Raw genomic sequence first — 16,477 nt, 5'->3', positions numbered from 1 at the left:
TCATGCGACCGGGCTCGACGACCACGCGCCCCCAATAAATAGCGCCGAACTCTCGGAGCGCGAGAGTCGCTGGAACTACGCTCTTGTCGGGTCAGGCCTCGGCGTCTGGGACCACGATCTTCGTCTTGGCAAGCGTTACTATTCCGATACCTGGAAGACCATTCGTGGCATGGCACCCGATGAGGATGCCGACGGGGATTATGACACTTGGATTGAACTCATCCACCCCGATGATCGGGAATTCGTCGTAAGGGCGATCGATCGTCAGAATGCAGGCGATCCGGACTATCAGATTTTCGTGTATCGCGAGCGCCACAGGGACGGCCACTGGATCTGGATCGAATGCCGTGGTGCTTGTGTCGAATGGGACGAAAATGGCGCCCCTGCCCGCCTCGTCGGCACCGATACCGACATCACCGAGCGCAAGGAGGCGGAGGAGCGGCTGGCGCACGTGTCGCGACGCCTCGATCTCGCGCTTGATATCTCCAATATCGGCGTCTTCGAGGCCGACATCGAGAATGGCACTGTCGATTGGGACGACCGTCTTCTGGCGATCTACGGCATTACTGGGACGTCGCCAGCCACCACGGGCGATGCCTGGGAGGCTTCGCTGCATCCCAATGACAGGGAACGTGTGCTAGCGACCATCAGCGAGAGCATCGCTGACAACACCGATTTTGAGCACGAATTCCGCATCATCCGGCAGGACGGCATCGAGCGCGTCATCCGCGCAAAGGCGGCATTTTTTCTCGACAGCGACGGACGCCGCAAGCTGATCGGTGCGAATTGGGATGTCACTGCCGAAGTCCGGCTCAATAACGAGTTGCAGCGCGCCAAGGATCTCGCCGAAGCCCGCAATAGGGAGCTCGAAAGCGCCAAGGAAAACATCGAGCACCTGGCGCTGCATGATTACCTCACCAACTTACCCAATCGCCGATACCTGGATCGCATGCTGGACGAGCGTTCCGCCGAATGTCGCCGGACCGGCCTGACGCTCGCGATCCTCCATATCGATCTCGATCGCTTCAAGCAGATCAACGATACGCTCGGCCACCGTGCCGGCGACGCGATGCTGAAGCACGTTGCGCAGGTCCTGAAAAGGAACGTCCGTTCCACTGATTTCGTCGCTCGTATTGGTGGCGACGAGTTCGTGGTCCTGTGTACCCTCGACGTCACACAAAGGAAGATCTCTAATCTGGCCGAACGCATCATCCGCGAGCTCTGCAAGCCTATTCGCTACGAGGGCCATGATTGCCGTTTCGGCGCAAGTATAGGAATCGCCACGGGGGACGGTCCGGCGCTGGATGCCAAGCAACTTCTGCTAAATGCCGATATCGCGCTCTACCGTGCAAAGAGTGGTGGACGCAATCGCCACGAATTCTTCTCGACCGATGAGCGCCGCCGCATCATCGCCAGCAAGCGACTGGCCGACGAAATCCTGCTGGGCCTGGAACGCGGCGAGTTTATCCCGTTCTACCAGTTGCAGTTCCAGGCGCGAACGCTCGAGGTTGCCGGCGTCGAGACGCTGGCGCGCTGGCAGCACCGCGAACACGGTTTGCTGGCCCCCGATCGCTTCCTCGCGATTGCCGAAGATCTGGATGTTGTCTCGACGATCGACGGTCTTATCCTCGAGCAGGCACTGGCGGATCGCCAGCGATGGGAGGATGAAGGGCTTCGCATCCCGAAGATCGCAGTCAACGTCTCGTCTCGTCGCCTCGCCGATCCGAACCTTGCGAAGAAGCTTCGCCGACTGAAGATCGAGCCTCGCACGATCTCCTTCGAACTGCTTGAATCGATCTCGCTGGACGATTGCGATGATGCCGTGACCGCCAATCTCCGGCAGCTACGCCGCCTCGGCATCGATATCGAGATCGATGACTTCGGCACGGGCCACGCGTCGATTGTTAGCCTTTTGAAGCTGAGCCCCAAGACCTTGAAAATCGACCGCGAGCTGATCCGCATGCTGCCCCACTCGGCAGAGCAGCGGAAGCTCGTCCGCTCGATCATCGACATCGGTCGTTCGCTGAACATTCTCGTCACGGCTGAGGGGGTGGAGACGATGGACCACGTCCGAATCCTCTGCGACCTCGGTTGCGACATGCTCCAGGGCTACGCGCTGGCCCGCCCGATGCCCGCACTGCAGATAGCGCCCTTTGCACGCGCTGCGTCCTGGCGGGGCGTGGAAGGCCCTGCCCGCGGCCTGCAACAGGACCTGCGCAAGTCGATCAACAGCTCCGGCCAAAGATAAAGGCCTGCATGACTCCGCCGAGACGGACGGCTCACATTCCGTTGATCGCAAAAAACCTGTAAACTGCTTCGCAGAAAGTCTTCGATTCTCTTAGCGGCACTCCGGCAATCCCGGATTCCGGGGAAGGAGTGACAGGCGGATTGTGAAACCCTCGCTTTTCCTTTAAGGGGACGCCACGAGATCGATCCACTCGCGCTATCCCAAGAGCGCCAACGATAGAGAACAATTGCAATGAACCGTCGCCGCCGTATTTACGAGGGCAAGGCCAAGATTCTGTATGAGGGCCCGGAACCGGGCACGCTGATCCAGTTCTTCAAAGACGATGCCACCGCCTTCAACAAGAAAAAGCACGAAGTCATCGATGGCAAGGGCGTTCTGAACAACCGCATTTCGGAATACATTTTCAGCCATCTGAACAAGATCGGCATTCCGACGCATTTTATTCGTCGCCTCAACATGCGCGAGCAGTTGATCCGCGAAGTCGAAATGATCCCGCTTGAGATCGTTGTACGCAACGTTGCCGCCGGCTCGCTGTCCAAGCGCCTTGGCATCGAGGAAGGCGTCGTGCTGCCACGCTCGATCATCGAGTTCTATTATAAGTCCGACGCGCTCGACGATCCGATGGTTTCCGAGGAGCACATCACGGCATTTGGCTGGGCGAACCCCGCCGAACTCGATGATATCATGGCGCTTGCCATTCGCGTCAACGACTTCATGACCGGTCTTTTCCTCGGCGTCGGCATCCAGCTTGTCGACTTCAAGATCGAATGCGGTCGCCTGTACGAAGGCGACATGATGCGCATCATACTGGCCGATGAGATTTCGCCGGACTCCTGCCGTCTCTGGGATATCGATACCCGTGAAAAGATGGACAAGGACCGCTTCCGCCGGGACATGGGTGGACTTCTCGAAGCCTATTCGGAAGTTGCGCGCCGCCTCGGCATCATCAACGAGAACGAGCCTGTGCGCGGCACCGGACCGGTGCTCGTGAAGTAAGACTTTCAGGCCAAGCAAGACAGGGAAGATAAAGTGATCAAGGCTCGTGTAACCGTCACGCTGAAGAACGGCGTTCTCGATCCGCAGGGCAAGGCAATCGAGGGCGCCCTCGGTGCTCTCGGCTTCGATGGTGTCGGCCATGTCCGTCAGGGCAAGGTTTTCGACGTCGAACTCGAAGGCGCTGACAAGGAGAAAGCGGCGAGCGACCTCAAGGCAATGTGTGAGAAACTCCTCGCAAATACGGTGATCGAGAACTATAATATTTCCGTCGACTAATCTTGGTCGTGGAGCGCACTCGATGGCTGAATTGACGCAAGAGCTCATGCTTGAGTTGTTGACGAAGATGAACGAGCACATCGATACGCTGGACGCGTCGCTTGACGAGATCCGAAGCGAAATGCATTGCATGCGCGACACGATGACCACGATGGAGCAGGAAATACACAGTATTTACGGTGTTCTCGGTCGGCACGAAGGCCGGCTGGAGCGTATTGAAAAGCGTCTCGTACTCAGAGAACTTGCAGAAGCACAAACAAGGTTTTAGCCGCACTCATGAAATCAGCCGTCGTTCAACTTCCGGGTCTCAATCGCGATCGAGACATGATCGCAGCACTGACGAAAATCTCCGGTCACGCGCCGGTGACCATCTGGCAAACGGAGACGGATATTCCGGACGTCGACCTGATCGTCATCCCCGGCGGCTTTTCCTATGGCGACTACCTCCGGTGCGGCGCTATCGCAGCGCGCATGCCGGTCATGCAGGCGATCATCGAAAAGGCAAACAAGGGCGTCAAGGTTCTCGGCGTTTGTAACGGGTTCCAGATCCTGCTCGAGGCAGGTCTGCTTCCTGGCGCGCTGATGCGCAATGCCTCGCTCAAATTCGTCTGCCGCGAGATCAAGCTCGAAGTCGTCAACGCCGACACCGATTTCACCCGCGCCTATTCCAAGGGTCAGATCATTCGCAGCCCAGTCGCCCATCACGACGGCAACTACTTCGCCGACGCCGAGACCCTGGCAAAGATCGAAGGCAGCGGCCAGGTCGTATTCCGCTATGCGGAAGGCACCAACCCGAACGGCTCGATCAACGATATTGCCGCGGTCATGAACGATAAGGGCAACGTCCTCGGCATGATGCCGCATCCCGAAAACCTCATCGAAGCAGCGCATGGCGGTTCCGACGGCCGTGGTCTGTTCGCATCCGCCCTCGAGGTAATCGCAGCTTAACCTTCGGCACGTAAGAGGCCATTCATCCAGTCCATTGGAGCAAGTTGATGCGTCCTCGCCTTTCGATGACACGTGTTCTCGCGATTGCCGCAACGGCGGCGCTGGTCGCGTCCTGCCAATCGAACACGCCCGCGAAGGGTCCTGACCGCAGCGCGCTGTCCACCATGGAGCGCGTTGCTCTCGGTGCGAACGCCTGCTGGTTCAAGTCGGGCGACGCGGCCTTTGCCGCATACAGGTTGGCGCCGGAGTTGAATTCCTTCTCCGGTCGTCCGCGCATTCTCGTCGTGCACAAGGGAAGCCCCGAAAGCCGCCCATTGCTCGTTGTTCAGGCAGAGGGCAACCCCTCCAAGCTCGATGCCTTCGGTCCGATGATGCAAGGCGCCACCGGACCGCGGATCGTCAAGGATGTCACCCGCTGGGCCTCCGGCGGCAAGGCTTGCGGCTGATCAGTCCCAAAAGAACGACTTGCTGGCCTCCTTGTTCGCCTCGGCGCGCGTGACGCCAATGTCCAGCAGTTCGGCGTCCGTCAGATCACGCAACACCCTGCGGCTCTCTCGCTTCTGATGCCACGATGTTAGTCGTTGCAATGCGGACACCAGCAAGGTGCGCGGCACACGGCGAGAGTCTTGCTGAATGCGGCATTGTATCGATTGCACCTTGGAAGGGAGCGGTGCAATCCGGAGCTCGTTCTCTGGAACGGCGGACATTTCATTCTCCACGTGGATTGTGTCTGTAATTCAGATAATCTTGACGGACGAAGGGTGACAATATAGAGAATTGTCATCATGACAAATTGGCTCCCAGACGTTTCGCGCGGTTTCGGCCCGGTTTACCTCCGGATTGCGGACAGCATTGAATCAGCCATTGCCGCAGGTACATTGCCCGCTGGCAGCAAGTTGCCGCCGCAGCGAAACCTTGCCTACGACATAGGCGTGACAATCGGGACAATCGGCCGGGCCTATGCGCTGGTGCACGAACGCGGCCTCGTCGCGGGAGAAGTCGGCCGCGGCACATATGTCCTGGATCGCGCCGAGACGGCACCCGGCAATCAGCCGGACCCACTGACCATCGCGCTCGGCGGCACGCGTCCGATTGATGCGCCGGCCGGCAAGATACGCTTTGACACCACCGCGGCTCCGGACCTCGGCCAGGGCAAGATCATCGGCAGCGTGCTCGCCGCAATCGGCGAGGAGCAGCTTTCCGAGATTTCGTCCTATTCCCGTGTTTTCCCGCAAAATTGGTACGAGGCAGGGCGGCGCTGGCTCGCCAGGAACGATTGGACGCCCGACACCGAAAACATCGTCCCTACCCTCGGCGCACACGCGGCGGCGGTCTCGGTGATTTCGGCCGTGTCGTCGCCCGGTGACAAGATCGTATTTGAAGATTTGAGCTATACGCAGGTCAGCCGCAGCGCCCGCATTCTTGGTCGCCGTACGATCACCGTCGACTCCGACGAGAACGGCGTAATCCCCGATGACTTCGAGCGCTTGTGTCTTCAGCAGCATCCCAAGCTCGCGTTCCTCATGCCGACCGCGCACAATCCCACCCTGGCTACGATGCCTTGCGAGCGGCGGGTACGGATCGCGGAGATTGCACGCAGGCATGGCGTCTGGCTGATAGAGGACGATCTCTACGGTGGCATGACTGGAGACGAAAATCCCCTGCTGGCGTCGCTCGCGCCCGATCGCACCTTCCTGATCAGTGGCCTTTCAAAGTCCGTGGCTGCCGGAGTGCGCGGCGGCTGGGTCGCCTGCCCGCCGCATTTTGCGCAGCGGATCAAGGTAACGCACAAGATGATTACGGGCGGGCTGCCTTTCATTCTGGCCGAGGCTTGCGCCCGTCTCGTTCAGAGCGGCCAAGCACACGAAATCCGCAAGGCAAGCACGGCCGAACTGGCCATCCGCGAGCGCCTCGCACGGCAACAACTACAGGGATACGATTTTGTGTCCCATCCGCATGTTCCCTTCCTCTGGCTGAAGCTGCCCGATCCCTGGCTCTCGGGAACCTTCAAGAACGCCGCCTATAGAGATGGCGTGCTGATCGATGACGAGGACGAGTTCAAGGCCGCTCGCGCCGAGAAAGTTTATCACCGCGTGCGGATAGGCTTCTCGTCCCCCAGAAACCGTGACGATCTGGTTGCAGGATTGATGACTTTGAGACGCCTACTAGAAAGCGGCGGCGCCGGCTATGATGGTGAGATTTGAAGCGACGGCAGATCGGCCGCAGACCAGCGACAAAGCATCGTCGGTCGGCAAAAATGCTTTACCCGCCGATGATCGATGGTGCGTAATTCGGATTACGCGCGCCGGCATCCAGGTCGGCTACAAGTTTTGAGCTGGCACGATAGTCGCCTTTTGGTGCCTGCTGTCTGTTAACAGCGGGCATTTTCCTATCGCGCGTTTCATTCACTTAGGCTAAAGACACCGCAATCGCGCAACGGCAGGGACTTCCGAGAGCTCATGACCATTTCCAATACCCGCCCGATCACCCCCGAACTGATTGCCGCCCACGGCCTGAAGCCAGACGAGTATCAGCGGATCTTGAGCCTGATCGGACGCGAACCGACTTTCACCGAGCTCGGCATCTTTTCGGCCATGTGGAACGAGCACTGCTCTTACAAATCCTCCAAGAAGTGGCTGCGTACGCTGCCGACCAAAGGTCCGCGCGTCATTCAGGGCCCGGGTGAAAATGCCGGTGTTGTCGATATCGATGACGGCGACTGCGTAGTCTTCAAGATGGAGAGCCACAACCACCCGTCCTACATCGAGCCATATCAGGGCGCGGCCACAGGCGTCGGGGGCATTCTGCGCGACGTCTTCACCATGGGTGCACGCCCGATCGCAGCAATGAATGCGCTGCGTTTCGGCGAGCCGGACCATCCGAAGACCCGTCACCTAGTCTCCGGTGTCGTCTCGGGCGTCGGCGGTTATGGAAACTCCTTCGGCGTTCCGACGGTCGGCGGCGAAGTCGAGTTCGACGCGCGTTATAACGGCAATATCCTGGTCAACGCCTTCGCGGCTGGCCTGGCCAAGTCGAATGCCATCTTCCTCTCGGAAGCCAAGGGCGTCGGCTTGCCGGTCGTCTATCTCGGCGCAAAGACCGGCCGCGACGGCGTCGGCGGTGCGACCATGGCCTCGGCCGAATTCGATGAGTCCATCGAGGAAAAGCGTCCGACCGTCCAGGTCGGCGATCCCTTCACCGAAAAGTGCCTGCTGGAAGCCTGCCTCGAGCTGATGCAGACCGGCGCCGTCATCGCCATCCAAGACATGGGTGCTGCCGGCCTCACCTGCTCGGCCGTCGAAATGGGTGCAAAGGGCGATCTCGGCATTCTGCTCGATCTCGATACCGTGCCGGTGCGCGAAGAGCAGATGACCGCCTACGAAATGATGCTGTCCGAAAGCCAGGAGCGCATGCTCATGGTTCTGGAGCCGGAAAAGGAAGCCGTGGCGAAGGCGATCTTCACCAAGTGGGGCCTGGATTTTGCGATCGTCGGCAAGACCACCGACGACCTGCGCTTCCGCGTTGTCCATCAGGGCGAAGAAGTCGCCAACCTGCCGATCAAGGATCTCGGCGACCAGGCGCCGGAATATGATCGTCCGTGGCGAGAATCGGACAAGCGTGCGCCGCTGCCCGCGAACCTCGTTGCCGCACCGGCAGACTACGGCCAGGCGCTGTTGCAGCTCGTTGGCTCTCCCAATCAATCGAGCCGCCGTTGGGTTTACGAACAGTACGACACCCTGATCCAGGGCAACTCACTCCAGCTTCCGGGAGGTGATGCAGGCGTCGTTCGCGTCGAGAACCATCCGACCAAGGCTCTTGCATTCTCGTCCGATGTGACGCCGCGCTATGTCGAGGCCGATCCGTTCGAGGGCGGCAAGCAGGCAGTCGCAGAATGCTGGCGCAACATCACGGCTACCGGCGCAGAGCCGCTGGCGGCGACCGACAACCTGAACTTCGGCAACCCTGAAAAGCCGGAAATCATGGGCCAGTTCGTTCAGGCCGTGAAAGGCATCGGCGAAGCCTGCCGCGTCCTCGACTTCCCCATCGTGTCGGGGAACGTCTCGCTCTACAATGAAACCAACGGCGTTGCGATCCTGCCGACACCGACGATCGCTGGCGTCGGCCTTCTGCCCGACTGGAAGAAGATGGCGCGCATCGGCAGCGCCTCGAATGGCGATAAGGTAATCATGATCGGTACGGACGGCAGCCATCTCGGTTCGTCGGCCTATCTGCGCGATGTCGTCGGCAGCACTGAAGGCCCCGCTCCCGAGGTCGATCTCCTCGCGGAGCGCCGTAACGGCAACTTCGTCCGCTCGGTCATCCGAAACGGCCAGGCAACGAGCTGCCACGATATCTCTTCCGGCGGCCTCGTTCTGGCTCTCGCCGAAATGGCGATGGCGTCAGGCAAGGGCCTCAAGATCGATCTTCGTGAAAGCAAAGGTGCACCGCACGCGCTCCTATTCGGCGAAGATCAGGCCCGCTACGTGCTGACGGTGCCAGCGGATGTTGCCAATTTCGTCTGCGCCAACGCCGAAGGTGCGGGTGTACCTTTCCGCCGCCTCGGCACTGTCGAAGGTGAAAGCCTCGTGATTGACGATCTGCTGTCGCTGCCGATTCAGCAATTGCGCGACGCCCATGAATCATGGTTCCCTGATTACATGGAAGGCCATGGCACACTGGCTGCCACGGAATAATGCGCAAGGAGTAACGATCATGCCTATGAAACCCGGTGATATCGAAGACATGATCAGGGCCGGCATCCCCGGCGCCAAGGTGACCATCCGCGATCTTGCCGGCGACGGCGATCATTATGCGGCTGAGGTGGTAGCGGAAGCTTTTCGCGGCAAGAGCCGCGTGCAGCAGCATCAGATGGTCTACGAGGCCCTGAAGGGCAACATGGGTGGCATACTGCATGCCCTGGCGCTGCAGACATCGGCACCTGAGTGATATCGAACGCAAATGCCCGGTTAGAAGCCGGGCATTTCGTTATAACCGTCTGCAGCAAAGACCATGTCCGAGCGTGGGCCGGCGGTTAGCAGCGTGAAGTCGAAGGGCGCCCGCAGGTCTGGCCCCAGGACATACTGCCGATGCACGCGCAGGAAATCCTTCTTGATCTTCTTATAGTGCTCGATAGTCAGCATTTGCTTCACGCGAATGAAGATCATCTTCGCAGGCCGTGCATTTCCATGTCCACAAACCGCTACGACCGGCACCTTGTAGAAATGAATGGCGTCGGTCAGACAGTGGACATCAAGCCAGTTGACGCTGTCGCATCGCGCGATCAGGCCGACCCGTGACCGCAACACGTGCGCGGGGCGCAACAATGCGCATTGCAGGATTGCCGAGCCGAGCGTTGCAAAGATCACCTTCTTGCCGGCAAAAACATCAGGATCCCGTTCGAGCAGGAGGCCAACGACGTGGGCGGCGACGCTGGATCCCATACTGTGAGATGAGATCACATACTCCTGCGCAGGTTCCGACAGGGCGGTCTGCGCGGCCGTGGCACAGCGATCTAGCCACTGGTCGAATGCCGCATCGCTCGTCCGGGCAAGAGCGACCGCCATCCGCCAGTCAGCGAAGAGATGCAGCGTGTAGAAGCGCTCCGCGAAAGGCAGAAACACGAAGACGAAGAAACACAATGCCAACGCCGTGCTCCACAGGAGATGAAAAGCGGGCAACTCCATTTCGAGTGGTATCACGGCGATCGTGGCGCTAAGCGAAAAGCCGAGTATCATCATCAGGAACGGAAAGACGAAGAACAGCCCGAATCGCCAAGCGTGCCTGAAGTAGCCGGCCATCCCGCCATGGAGGATGACCTGCAGAGCACTACGAAAGCCCGCCAGAATTTGCGCAGGTATGCTGCGTGATCGAAGCTGCTCCACCAAAGCATTGTGGTCGAAGATATGGATGTGGCTGTTGGTTTCCCATCCGTCAACACCCGCCTTCACCTTGAACGCCGTCGACGCCGGTCCGTCGTCCGGCTCGCCTGTCAGCACGGAGAAATTCCAGGTCGCTGCACTTTGTTTTGCGGATCGTTCATAGCGCGCCCTGTGAGCACGCCCATCAAGTGGCTCGAACCCCGGAAAATGGAGAACGACCCGTTTCGAAATCAATGTCATTATTTTCTTTCTGGCCGCGCACGGCAGGAAATTGCTGCGCCGCAATCGGCGAGAATTGTGGCAAAATCCGGGTGAATTCCTTGCCATAACCGGCAATGCGCGCGCGAGATTAAGCCGCTCCTGAACCAGGCGTAACGCAAGCGCAACAATGCGCCGTCCGCAAACCGATAGGGCGCTCTTTTTTTGGCTCGGCCTGCTGGAATTCCGCGGATCACATGCTATCTAAGCTTAACGATTGAAACGGCGGGCCTTTAACTCGCCTGTGGAAAGGATTAGTCCCTATGAGCGGTATCAACGAATTCATCGACAACGAAATCAAGAGCAACGACGTCGTCCTCTTCATGAAGGGCACGCCGCAGTTTCCGCAGTGTGGATTCTCCGGCCAGGTCGTGCAGATTCTCGATTACATCGGCGTCGACTACAAGGGCATCAACGTGCTCGCTGACTCCGAGATCCGCCAGGGCATCAAGGATTACTCCAACTGGCCGACGATCCCGCAGCTCTACGTGAAGGGCGAGTTCGTCGGCGGTTGCGACATCGTCCGGGAAATGTTCCAGGCCGGCGAGTTGCAGCAGCACCTGCAGGAACATGGCGTGACCGTTCGCGGCGCTGCCTGACCTGTTCGGTCACCGGGCGTCCGCCCGGTTTCCAAATCTTGCATTTTGAGTCCGAGGCGCTGTGCTGAACAGCGCCTTGGCCCGTTTATGGGAAATTCATTGTGACAGATTCATCACAAACCGTGCACGCGGGCCAATTGCCCATGGGCAAAGGGGAATTCATTGCGCTCGCCGCCTTCTTGATGGCGGTCAATTCGCTCGCGATCGACATCATGCTGCCGGCACTGCAGCAGATCGGCGCAAGCCTTGGCGTCGAAAGCGAAAATCACCGTCAGTTCGTCGTTTCCGCCTATCTGCTGGGCTTCGGCTCGGCTCAGCTCTTCTACGGCCCTCTCTCCGACCGATTCGGCCGCCGTCTGCCGCTGTTGATCGGCCTTGTCATCTATATCTGTTCTGCGCTGGGGATCGCACTGGTACCGTCCTTTGCGGGCCTTCTCGCACTTCGCTTCATTCAGGGCATTGGTTCCGCAGCGACGCGCGTCATCACCATCTCCATCGTCCGTGATATCTACGGCGGCCGGCAGATGGCAGAGGTCATGTCCCTGATCATGATGGTCTTCATGATCGTTCCCGTCATCGCGCCGGGCAGCGGCCAGATCATCATGTTCTTCGGCAGCTGGCATCTGATCTTCGTGTTCATCGCCGTCCTGGCCGCTTTGATCTCGGTTTGGGCCTATATCCGCCTTCCCGAAACCTTGCGTCCCGCGAATGTCCGCCCGTTCACCGCACGCTCGGTGATCGGTGGCTTCAAGCTGGTTCTCACGAACCGCATCGCCCTCTGCTACACGATTGCCACCACCTTCATCTTCGGTTCGCTGTTCGGCTTCATCAATTCCGCGCAGCAGATATACGTCGGCATCTACGAGCTTGGGGTCTACTTCCCCTTCGCCTTTGCCGGCGTCGCTGTCTTCATGTCGCTTTCGTCATTCCTCAACGCGCGGCTTGTTGGCAGGTTCGGGATGCGGCGGTTGTCGCATGGCGCGTTGGTCGGCTTTATCACCGTCAACACCATCTGGCTCGCAGCCCTCGTTCTTGGGCCGCAACCGATGCCCTTTGCGTTTTTCATCTGCTTCTTCGGTGTGGCCATGTTCCAGTTCGGCTGGATCGGCTCCAACTTCAACTCGCTTGCCATGGAGCCGCTCGGCCACGTCGCGGGAACGGCTTCGTCCGTCCTCGGCTTCATGAGCACAGTCGGCGGCGCGCTGATCGGCGCCGGCATCGGCCAGGCATTCAACGGCACAGCATTGCCAATGGTCGCAGGCTATTTCACCGTCTCGATCATCGGTCTGGTCTTCGTTTTGATCGCAGAGAAGGGACGTCTCTTCCAGCCGCACAATCCTGCGGTCTGATCGGCTCTCTCCGCCCCTATTTCAGGATTTCGATTATGACGCCACCACATAAACCCCATGTTGAGAATCAGGGCTCCCGCCGCATAGGCATGGGCTTCGTCGAATTTGTCATTACCATCGCCATCATGACCGCCAGTGTCGCGATGGCGATCGACAGCATGCTGCCATCCCTGCCCGCGATCGGCCATTCGCTCGGTGTCACGAACGCCAACGATACGCAGCTCGTGATCGGCGTCTTCTTCCTCGGATTCGGCGTGTCGCAGATCATTTTCGGTAGCCTGTCTGATACCTTCGGCCGTCGAAACATCCTGCTTGGCGGCCTCGCCGTTTATGTCCTCGCTATGTTCGCCGCTGCCGCTACCGCCAGCTTCGAAATGCTGCTGATCATGCGCTTTGTCCAGGGCCTCGGCGGCGCAGCCGTCCGCATCACGACCATGGCGATTGTTCGCGACTGCTTCGGCGGCCGTGAGATGGCGCGGGTCATGTCCTACGTGATGATCGTCTTCATGATCGTGCCGATCGTGGCGCCTTCGGTCGGTCAGTTGATCATCACCTACGCCAACTGGCACTGGATTTTTATCCTGCTCGGCCTTGTCGGAGGGGTCTTGTTCATCTGGGCACTCGCGCGTCTGAAAGAATCTCTGCCGAAAGAAGAGCGCATCCCGTTATCGGTCGGCTCCGTCGTCGACGGTTTCAAGACCGTCCTGACGAACAAGATCACCTGTGGCTACATGATCGGGCTGACGATGTTCACGGGCGTCATCAGCGCCTACGTTATTTCGGTCCAGCAGGTGTTCGGCGAGGTCTACGGCCTTGGCGATTGGTTACCGATCGCCTTTGCGGCAACGGCCGGCGGCATCGCTGTCGCGAACTTCGCCAACGGGTTTTTTGTGCGCAAATTCGGGATGCGCCGCATCTCGCACGTTGCGATGATCCTGTTCACGATCGTGTCTGCAATCGGTTTCGTCAAAGCTCTCGGTGGCCGGCCCGATTTCGCCTTTGCCTATACCCTGTTCACGATCCTGCTGATGATGTTTGCGGTTATTGCCACCAATTTTACGGCAATCAGCCTGGAACCCATGGGCAACCTCGCCGGCACCGCGACAGCCATCACCGGCTTCGTATCGACGACCTTCGGCGCGATCCTCGGCGGCACGGTCGGACAGCTATTCAACGGGACTGTGCAGCCGCTCTTCGGCGGCTTCGCGGTGTTCGGGGCGATCAGCATCGCGGCAACGCTGTGGGCCGAAGGCGGCAAGCTGTTCACACATCCGGGTGACAGCCCGCACATCGATCAAGGCGCCGGGCATTTCTAGTAGACGGCCTTGCAACGCATAACGTTCCTTGTCGCCCGCAACACACCGTTGCGGGCGAAACTCTTTCGGGAGCTAGCGCCACACAAGGGCGACCGAAAGAGCCAGAGCCAACGCCATCGCGATATTGAAGAACCGCGCCGAACGTGGGGTGCGTAGAAACTGTGCCACGAGAGCGCCGAGGACAAGCCATACGAACCCGGCGGGAAACGCGGCGGCTGCGAACAGCGCCCCCATCCACAAGGCGCCACGTGCTTCAGCGTGCTGTGAAGACACAAGGAAGGTGCTGCCTGCGCTCAGCGCAACCAGCCAACCTTTCGGGTTTAGCCACTGGAATAGAAAAGCCTGCCGAAATCCAACCACGCGCCTCTGGCCATCCGCTTCAACAGTACCGGCATTGGCGATCTTCCAGGCAAGCCACAACAGAAACAGAGATCCTGCCAACTTCATCGCTATTACGATCGCCGGCGCCGCGGCGACAATTTCTCCGACACCGAAGGCGCTTAGAACAATCATTGCGCCCATGCCAAGCGATGCACCGAGCGGACAGCCGATGCCTCTCAAAGTGCCGACAGCAGCACCTGTGGACAGGACCAGAGTGTTACTGGGTCCCGGTGTAACCGCCGCGATAAACGCAAACAGCAAAAACGCCAGTGTCTGCCCTGTATCCATCATACTCTCCTCGTCATTTCGAAAACGGGAGAACATTTACGACTGGCGTGCCTGCTCGTATTGTACGTCTGTGCGCATGGCGTTTTCCTGGGAGCGCGAAATCTGGGCCCCCCAGGAAACGCTACCGCAACCCGCAGGAGGTCGCGGCTCCGATATCAGATCGTGAAAACTTCGCTCCGCAGAATGTCCCAGCTGTCCTTGTCGGGCGCAATCAGCAAGCCACCACTGGTGTGATGCGGAAGGTAAGGCGAACCGTCAAAACGGGCCGCATGCGCGCCAGCCTCGATGCTGATCAGGGTGCCCGCGAGATGGTCCCAGGGCATGAGCTTATTATACATCAGATAGTGGACGTGACCGCCCGCAAAGGCGCGGTACTCATGGGCAGCACAGCGATAGTTGGCAAGGAACCGAACCTTGGCCAGATTGGCAAGGATCTCGCTGCGCTTCGGCTTCGGCAGGAAGCCCGTCGATGCCATGCCGACCATCTCCTCCAGCGCGACGGGCGCTGCAACGGCGAGCCGCTCCGCCTCCCCGCCAGGACGCCGAAGCCACGCGCCACCGCCCTTCTCCGCCATTACCCAGTCATCGCCCATCGGGTCGTAGATGATGCCGGCAACCGTTTCGCCCTTGGACACGACGGACGCCATCACGCCGAAGGCCGGAATGCCGGATGCGAAATTGAAGGTCCCATCGACGGGATCGACCACGATGGCAAGGTCCGCTCCCTCGAGCTTGCCGAGCAGATCAGGATCCGCCGCGACCGACTCCTCTCCGATGAACACGGCATCCGGCCAGAGTGCAGCGGCTTCAGCCTTAATCATCCGCTCCGCCTGCAGGTCCGCCTCCGTCACCAGATCGGTCGCTTCGCTCTTGGCGCGCACGTCATCGCTTCCAAGTCGACGGAAGCGCGGCAATATCTCTGCCTTCGCCGCCCGCCTCAGGAGATCGGCAAGCGTCGTTACATCTATCGTGGAACTCATGGACTTTCCTTCTTTGCCGTGGGCGCCGACTATTCACTCTTCGGCGCGGTCTCTCCGGCCATCAGGCCAGCGAAATCGAAAAGCTTGGGATCGAGCAGATGCGACGGGTTCACATGCGCAAGCGCTCTCAGCATCGTATCCTTGCGGCCCGGCATACGCCGCTCGATATCGGCGAGCATGTCCTTCATCGCATTGCGCTGCAGCCCGTCCTGGGAGCCGCAAAGATCGCATGGAATAATCGGGAACTGCATGGCAGCCGCGAACTTCGCCATGTCGTCTTCCGCGCAATAGGCGAGCGGGCGCAGCACCACGAGGTTGCCCTCGTCATTGAGCAATTTGGCCGGCATCGAAGCGAGCCGCCCGCCATGGAAAAAGTTCATAAAGAAGGTTTCGAGAATATCCTCGCGGTGGTGGCCGAGCACCAATGCGTCACAGCCCTCCTCCTTGGCAATCCGATAAAGATTGCCGCGACGTAGGCGCGAACAGAGCGAGCAATAGGTCGCTCCTTCAGGAACCTTCTCCTTCACGATGGAGTACGTGTCGCGATACTCGATGCGGTGCTTGACGCCGACCTTGGTGAGATATTCAGGCAGGATATGCTTTGGGAAGTTCGGCTGGCCCTGGTCGAGATTGCAGGCGATCAGTTCCACCGGCAGAAGACCGCGCCACTGCAGGTCGAGAAGAAGGGCGAGCAATCCATAAGAGTCCTTGCCGCCGGAGAGACCGATCAGCCAACGCGTCTGCCCCTTCAGCATTGCAAAATCGTCGAATGCCTGTCTGACGTTCCGCAACAGCCGCTTGCGCAGCTTGTTGAACGACACCGAGTCAGGAGCTTCGGCAAAGAGCGCGTGCGCGATCGCCCCATCCGCGTTCGGCGTTTCCAGCTCATCGGCAATGTTGGCTGCGATGTTCATTTTCTCGTCCAATCAGACTCTGCCTCCGCCTTAGCAGAAAGCGTC

At 59.5% G+C, this 16,477-nt stretch carries 17 protein-coding genes; 12 read left to right on the top strand and 5 right to left on the bottom strand.

Going from position 1 to position 16,477, the window contains the following annotated elements:
• The first annotated feature begins 34 nt into the window (after positions 1 to 34).
• The 6 genes from AF71_RS05260 to AF71_RS05235 all read left to right on the top strand — a co-directional run bounded on the left by AF71_RS05260 (position 35) and on the right by AF71_RS05235 (position 4,914).
• Positions 35 to 2,248: an EAL domain-containing protein gene (locus AF71_RS05260; RefSeq protein WP_348644113.1), complete on the top strand. Its 2,214-nt coding sequence runs from the start codon at positions 35 to 37 to the stop codon at positions 2,246 to 2,248.
• Between the two features lie 231 nt (positions 2,249 to 2,479).
• Entirely contained in the window at positions 2,480 to 3,244 is a 765-nt protein-coding gene (gene purC / locus AF71_RS05255) for a phosphoribosylaminoimidazolesuccinocarboxamide synthase (RefSeq protein WP_007532892.1), read from the top strand.
• Positions 3,245 to 3,277: 33 nt separating this feature from the next.
• The gene (gene purS, locus AF71_RS05250) at positions 3,278 to 3,520 is read left to right on the top strand and encodes a phosphoribosylformylglycinamidine synthase subunit PurS (protein ID WP_018854881.1); all 243 of its coding nucleotides are present in this window, start codon (positions 3,278 to 3,280) and stop codon (positions 3,518 to 3,520) included.
• 22 nt (positions 3,521 to 3,542) lie between these two features.
• Positions 3,543 to 3,788, top strand: a complete 246-nt coding sequence (locus AF71_RS05245; protein WP_025661192.1) for a hypothetical protein — start codon at positions 3,543 to 3,545, stop codon at positions 3,786 to 3,788.
• An 8-nt stretch (positions 3,789 to 3,796) separates the two neighbouring features.
• On the top strand, positions 3,797 to 4,468 hold the full coding sequence (gene purQ / locus AF71_RS05240) for a phosphoribosylformylglycinamidine synthase subunit PurQ (protein WP_018854879.1): 672 nt from the start codon (positions 3,797 to 3,799) through the stop codon (positions 4,466 to 4,468).
• Positions 4,469 to 4,515: 47 nt separating this feature from the next.
• Complete coding sequence (locus AF71_RS05235; RefSeq protein ID WP_169680275.1) at positions 4,516 to 4,914, top strand: hypothetical protein; 399 nt, start codon at positions 4,516 to 4,518, stop codon at positions 4,912 to 4,914.
• Here the strand turns inward: AF71_RS05235 and AF71_RS05230 are convergent, their stop codons facing one another.
• Positions 4,915 to 5,175, bottom strand: coding sequence for a DUF1127 domain-containing protein (locus AF71_RS05230; protein WP_169680274.1), 261 nt, complete (start codon positions 5,173 to 5,175; stop codon positions 4,915 to 4,917).
• 78 nt (positions 5,176 to 5,253) lie between these two features.
• Between AF71_RS05230 and AF71_RS05225 the strand changes: the two genes are divergently transcribed.
• The 3 genes from AF71_RS05225 (at position 5,254) to AF71_RS05215 (ending at position 9,415) form a co-directional block, all read left to right on the top strand.
• Positions 5,254 to 6,672 (top strand): PLP-dependent aminotransferase family protein, encoded by a 1,419-nt coding sequence (locus tag AF71_RS05225; RefSeq protein WP_169680273.1) that lies wholly within the window; start codon positions 5,254 to 5,256, stop codon positions 6,670 to 6,672.
• Between the two features lie 255 nt (positions 6,673 to 6,927).
• Positions 6,928 to 9,162, top strand: a complete 2,235-nt coding sequence (gene purL, locus AF71_RS05220) for a phosphoribosylformylglycinamidine synthase subunit PurL (protein ID WP_169680272.1) — start codon at positions 6,928 to 6,930, stop codon at positions 9,160 to 9,162.
• 19 nt (positions 9,163 to 9,181) lie between these two features.
• Entirely contained in the window at positions 9,182 to 9,415 is a 234-nt protein-coding gene (locus AF71_RS05215) for a BolA family transcriptional regulator (RefSeq protein WP_025661197.1), read from the top strand.
• Positions 9,416 to 9,435: 20 nt separating this feature from the next.
• Here AF71_RS05215 and AF71_RS05210 read toward each other — a convergent pair whose 3' ends face one another.
• Positions 9,436 to 10,587 (bottom strand): hypothetical protein, encoded by a 1,152-nt coding sequence (locus tag AF71_RS05210; RefSeq protein WP_169680271.1) that lies wholly within the window; start codon positions 10,585 to 10,587, stop codon positions 9,436 to 9,438.
• 281 nt (positions 10,588 to 10,868) lie between these two features.
• Here AF71_RS05210 and grxD point away from each other — a divergent pair, with 281 nt between their 5' ends.
• The 3 genes from grxD (at position 10,869) to AF71_RS05195 (ending at position 13,869) form a co-directional block, all read left to right on the top strand.
• A complete protein-coding gene (grxD, locus tag AF71_RS05205) occupies positions 10,869 to 11,204 on the top strand; it encodes a Grx4 family monothiol glutaredoxin (protein ID WP_016554134.1) in 336 nt (111 codons plus the stop codon).
• 143 nt (positions 11,205 to 11,347) lie between these two features.
• Complete coding sequence (locus tag AF71_RS05200) at positions 11,348 to 12,553, top strand: multidrug effflux MFS transporter (protein WP_018854872.1); 1,206 nt, start codon at positions 11,348 to 11,350, stop codon at positions 12,551 to 12,553.
• A 35-nt stretch (positions 12,554 to 12,588) separates the two neighbouring features.
• Positions 12,589 to 13,869, top strand: a complete 1,281-nt coding sequence (locus tag AF71_RS05195; protein WP_026371477.1) for a multidrug effflux MFS transporter — start codon at positions 12,589 to 12,591, stop codon at positions 13,867 to 13,869.
• A 72-nt stretch (positions 13,870 to 13,941) separates the two neighbouring features.
• Here the strand turns inward: AF71_RS05195 and AF71_RS05190 are convergent, their stop codons facing one another.
• The 3 genes from AF71_RS05190 to ttcA form a co-directional block, all read right to left on the bottom strand.
• A complete protein-coding gene (locus AF71_RS05190) occupies positions 13,942 to 14,538 on the bottom strand; it encodes a LysE family translocator (RefSeq protein ID WP_018854870.1) in 597 nt (198 codons plus the stop codon).
• Positions 14,539 to 14,693: 155 nt separating this feature from the next.
• Positions 14,694 to 15,518 carry an inositol monophosphatase family protein gene (locus tag AF71_RS05185; RefSeq protein WP_018854869.1) on the bottom strand — a complete coding sequence of 275 codons (825 nt, stop codon included), beginning with the start codon at positions 15,516 to 15,518 and terminating at the stop codon, positions 14,694 to 14,696.
• A gap of 29 nt (positions 15,519 to 15,547) precedes the next feature.
• The gene (ttcA, locus tag AF71_RS05180) at positions 15,548 to 16,432 is read right to left on the bottom strand and encodes a tRNA 2-thiocytidine(32) synthetase TtcA (RefSeq protein WP_169680270.1); all 885 of its coding nucleotides are present in this window, start codon (positions 16,430 to 16,432) and stop codon (positions 15,548 to 15,550) included.
• Between the last annotated feature and the right edge of the window lie 45 nt (positions 16,433 to 16,477).

The organism is Rhizobium sp. 57MFTsu3.2 (genome assembly GCF_012932765.1).
Taxonomy (GTDB): Bacteria; Pseudomonadota; Alphaproteobacteria; order Rhizobiales; family Rhizobiaceae; genus Rhizobium; species Rhizobium altiplani.
This window is presented reverse-complemented; position numbering and strand designations above follow the sequence as displayed.

What these genes read in the sequence shown, in the direction of transcription:
- AF71_RS05225 (WP_169680273.1), top strand. Translation starts at nt 5,254, where the DNA reads ATGACAAATTGGCTCCCAGACGTTTCGCGCGGTTTCGGCCCGGTTTAC.
- AF71_RS05200 (WP_018854872.1), top strand. Translation starts at nt 11,348, where the DNA reads ATGGGCAAAGGGGAATTCATTGCGCTCGCCGCCTTCTTGATGGCGGTC.
- ttcA (WP_169680270.1), bottom strand. Translation starts at nt 16,432, where the DNA reads ATGAACATCGCAGCCAACATTGCCGATGAGCTGGAAACGCCGAACGCG.
- AF71_RS05235 (WP_169680275.1), top strand. Translation starts at nt 4,516, where the DNA reads ATGCGTCCTCGCCTTTCGATGACACGTGTTCTCGCGATTGCCGCAACG.
- purL (WP_169680272.1), top strand. Translation starts at nt 6,928, where the DNA reads ATGACCATTTCCAATACCCGCCCGATCACCCCCGAACTGATTGCCGCC.
- AF71_RS05210 (WP_169680271.1), bottom strand. Translation starts at nt 10,587, where the DNA reads ATGACATTGATTTCGAAACGGGTCGTTCTCCATTTTCCGGGGTTCGAG.
- grxD (WP_016554134.1), top strand. Translation starts at nt 10,869, where the DNA reads ATGAGCGGTATCAACGAATTCATCGACAACGAAATCAAGAGCAACGAC.
- AF71_RS05230 (WP_169680274.1), bottom strand. Translation starts at nt 5,175, where the DNA reads ATGTCCGCCGTTCCAGAGAACGAGCTCCGGATTGCACCGCTCCCTTCC.
- AF71_RS05185 (WP_018854869.1), bottom strand. Translation starts at nt 15,518, where the DNA reads ATGAGTTCCACGATAGATGTAACGACGCTTGCCGATCTCCTGAGGCGG.
- AF71_RS05190 (WP_018854870.1), bottom strand. Translation starts at nt 14,538, where the DNA reads ATGGATACAGGGCAGACACTGGCGTTTTTGCTGTTTGCGTTTATCGCG.
- purC (WP_007532892.1), top strand. Translation starts at nt 2,480, where the DNA reads ATGAACCGTCGCCGCCGTATTTACGAGGGCAAGGCCAAGATTCTGTAT.
- AF71_RS05215 (WP_025661197.1), top strand. Translation starts at nt 9,182, where the DNA reads ATGCCTATGAAACCCGGTGATATCGAAGACATGATCAGGGCCGGCATC.
- purQ (WP_018854879.1), top strand. Translation starts at nt 3,797, where the DNA reads ATGAAATCAGCCGTCGTTCAACTTCCGGGTCTCAATCGCGATCGAGAC.
- AF71_RS05195 (WP_026371477.1), top strand. Translation starts at nt 12,589, where the DNA reads ATGACGCCACCACATAAACCCCATGTTGAGAATCAGGGCTCCCGCCGC.
- AF71_RS05245 (WP_025661192.1), top strand. Translation starts at nt 3,543, where the DNA reads ATGGCTGAATTGACGCAAGAGCTCATGCTTGAGTTGTTGACGAAGATG.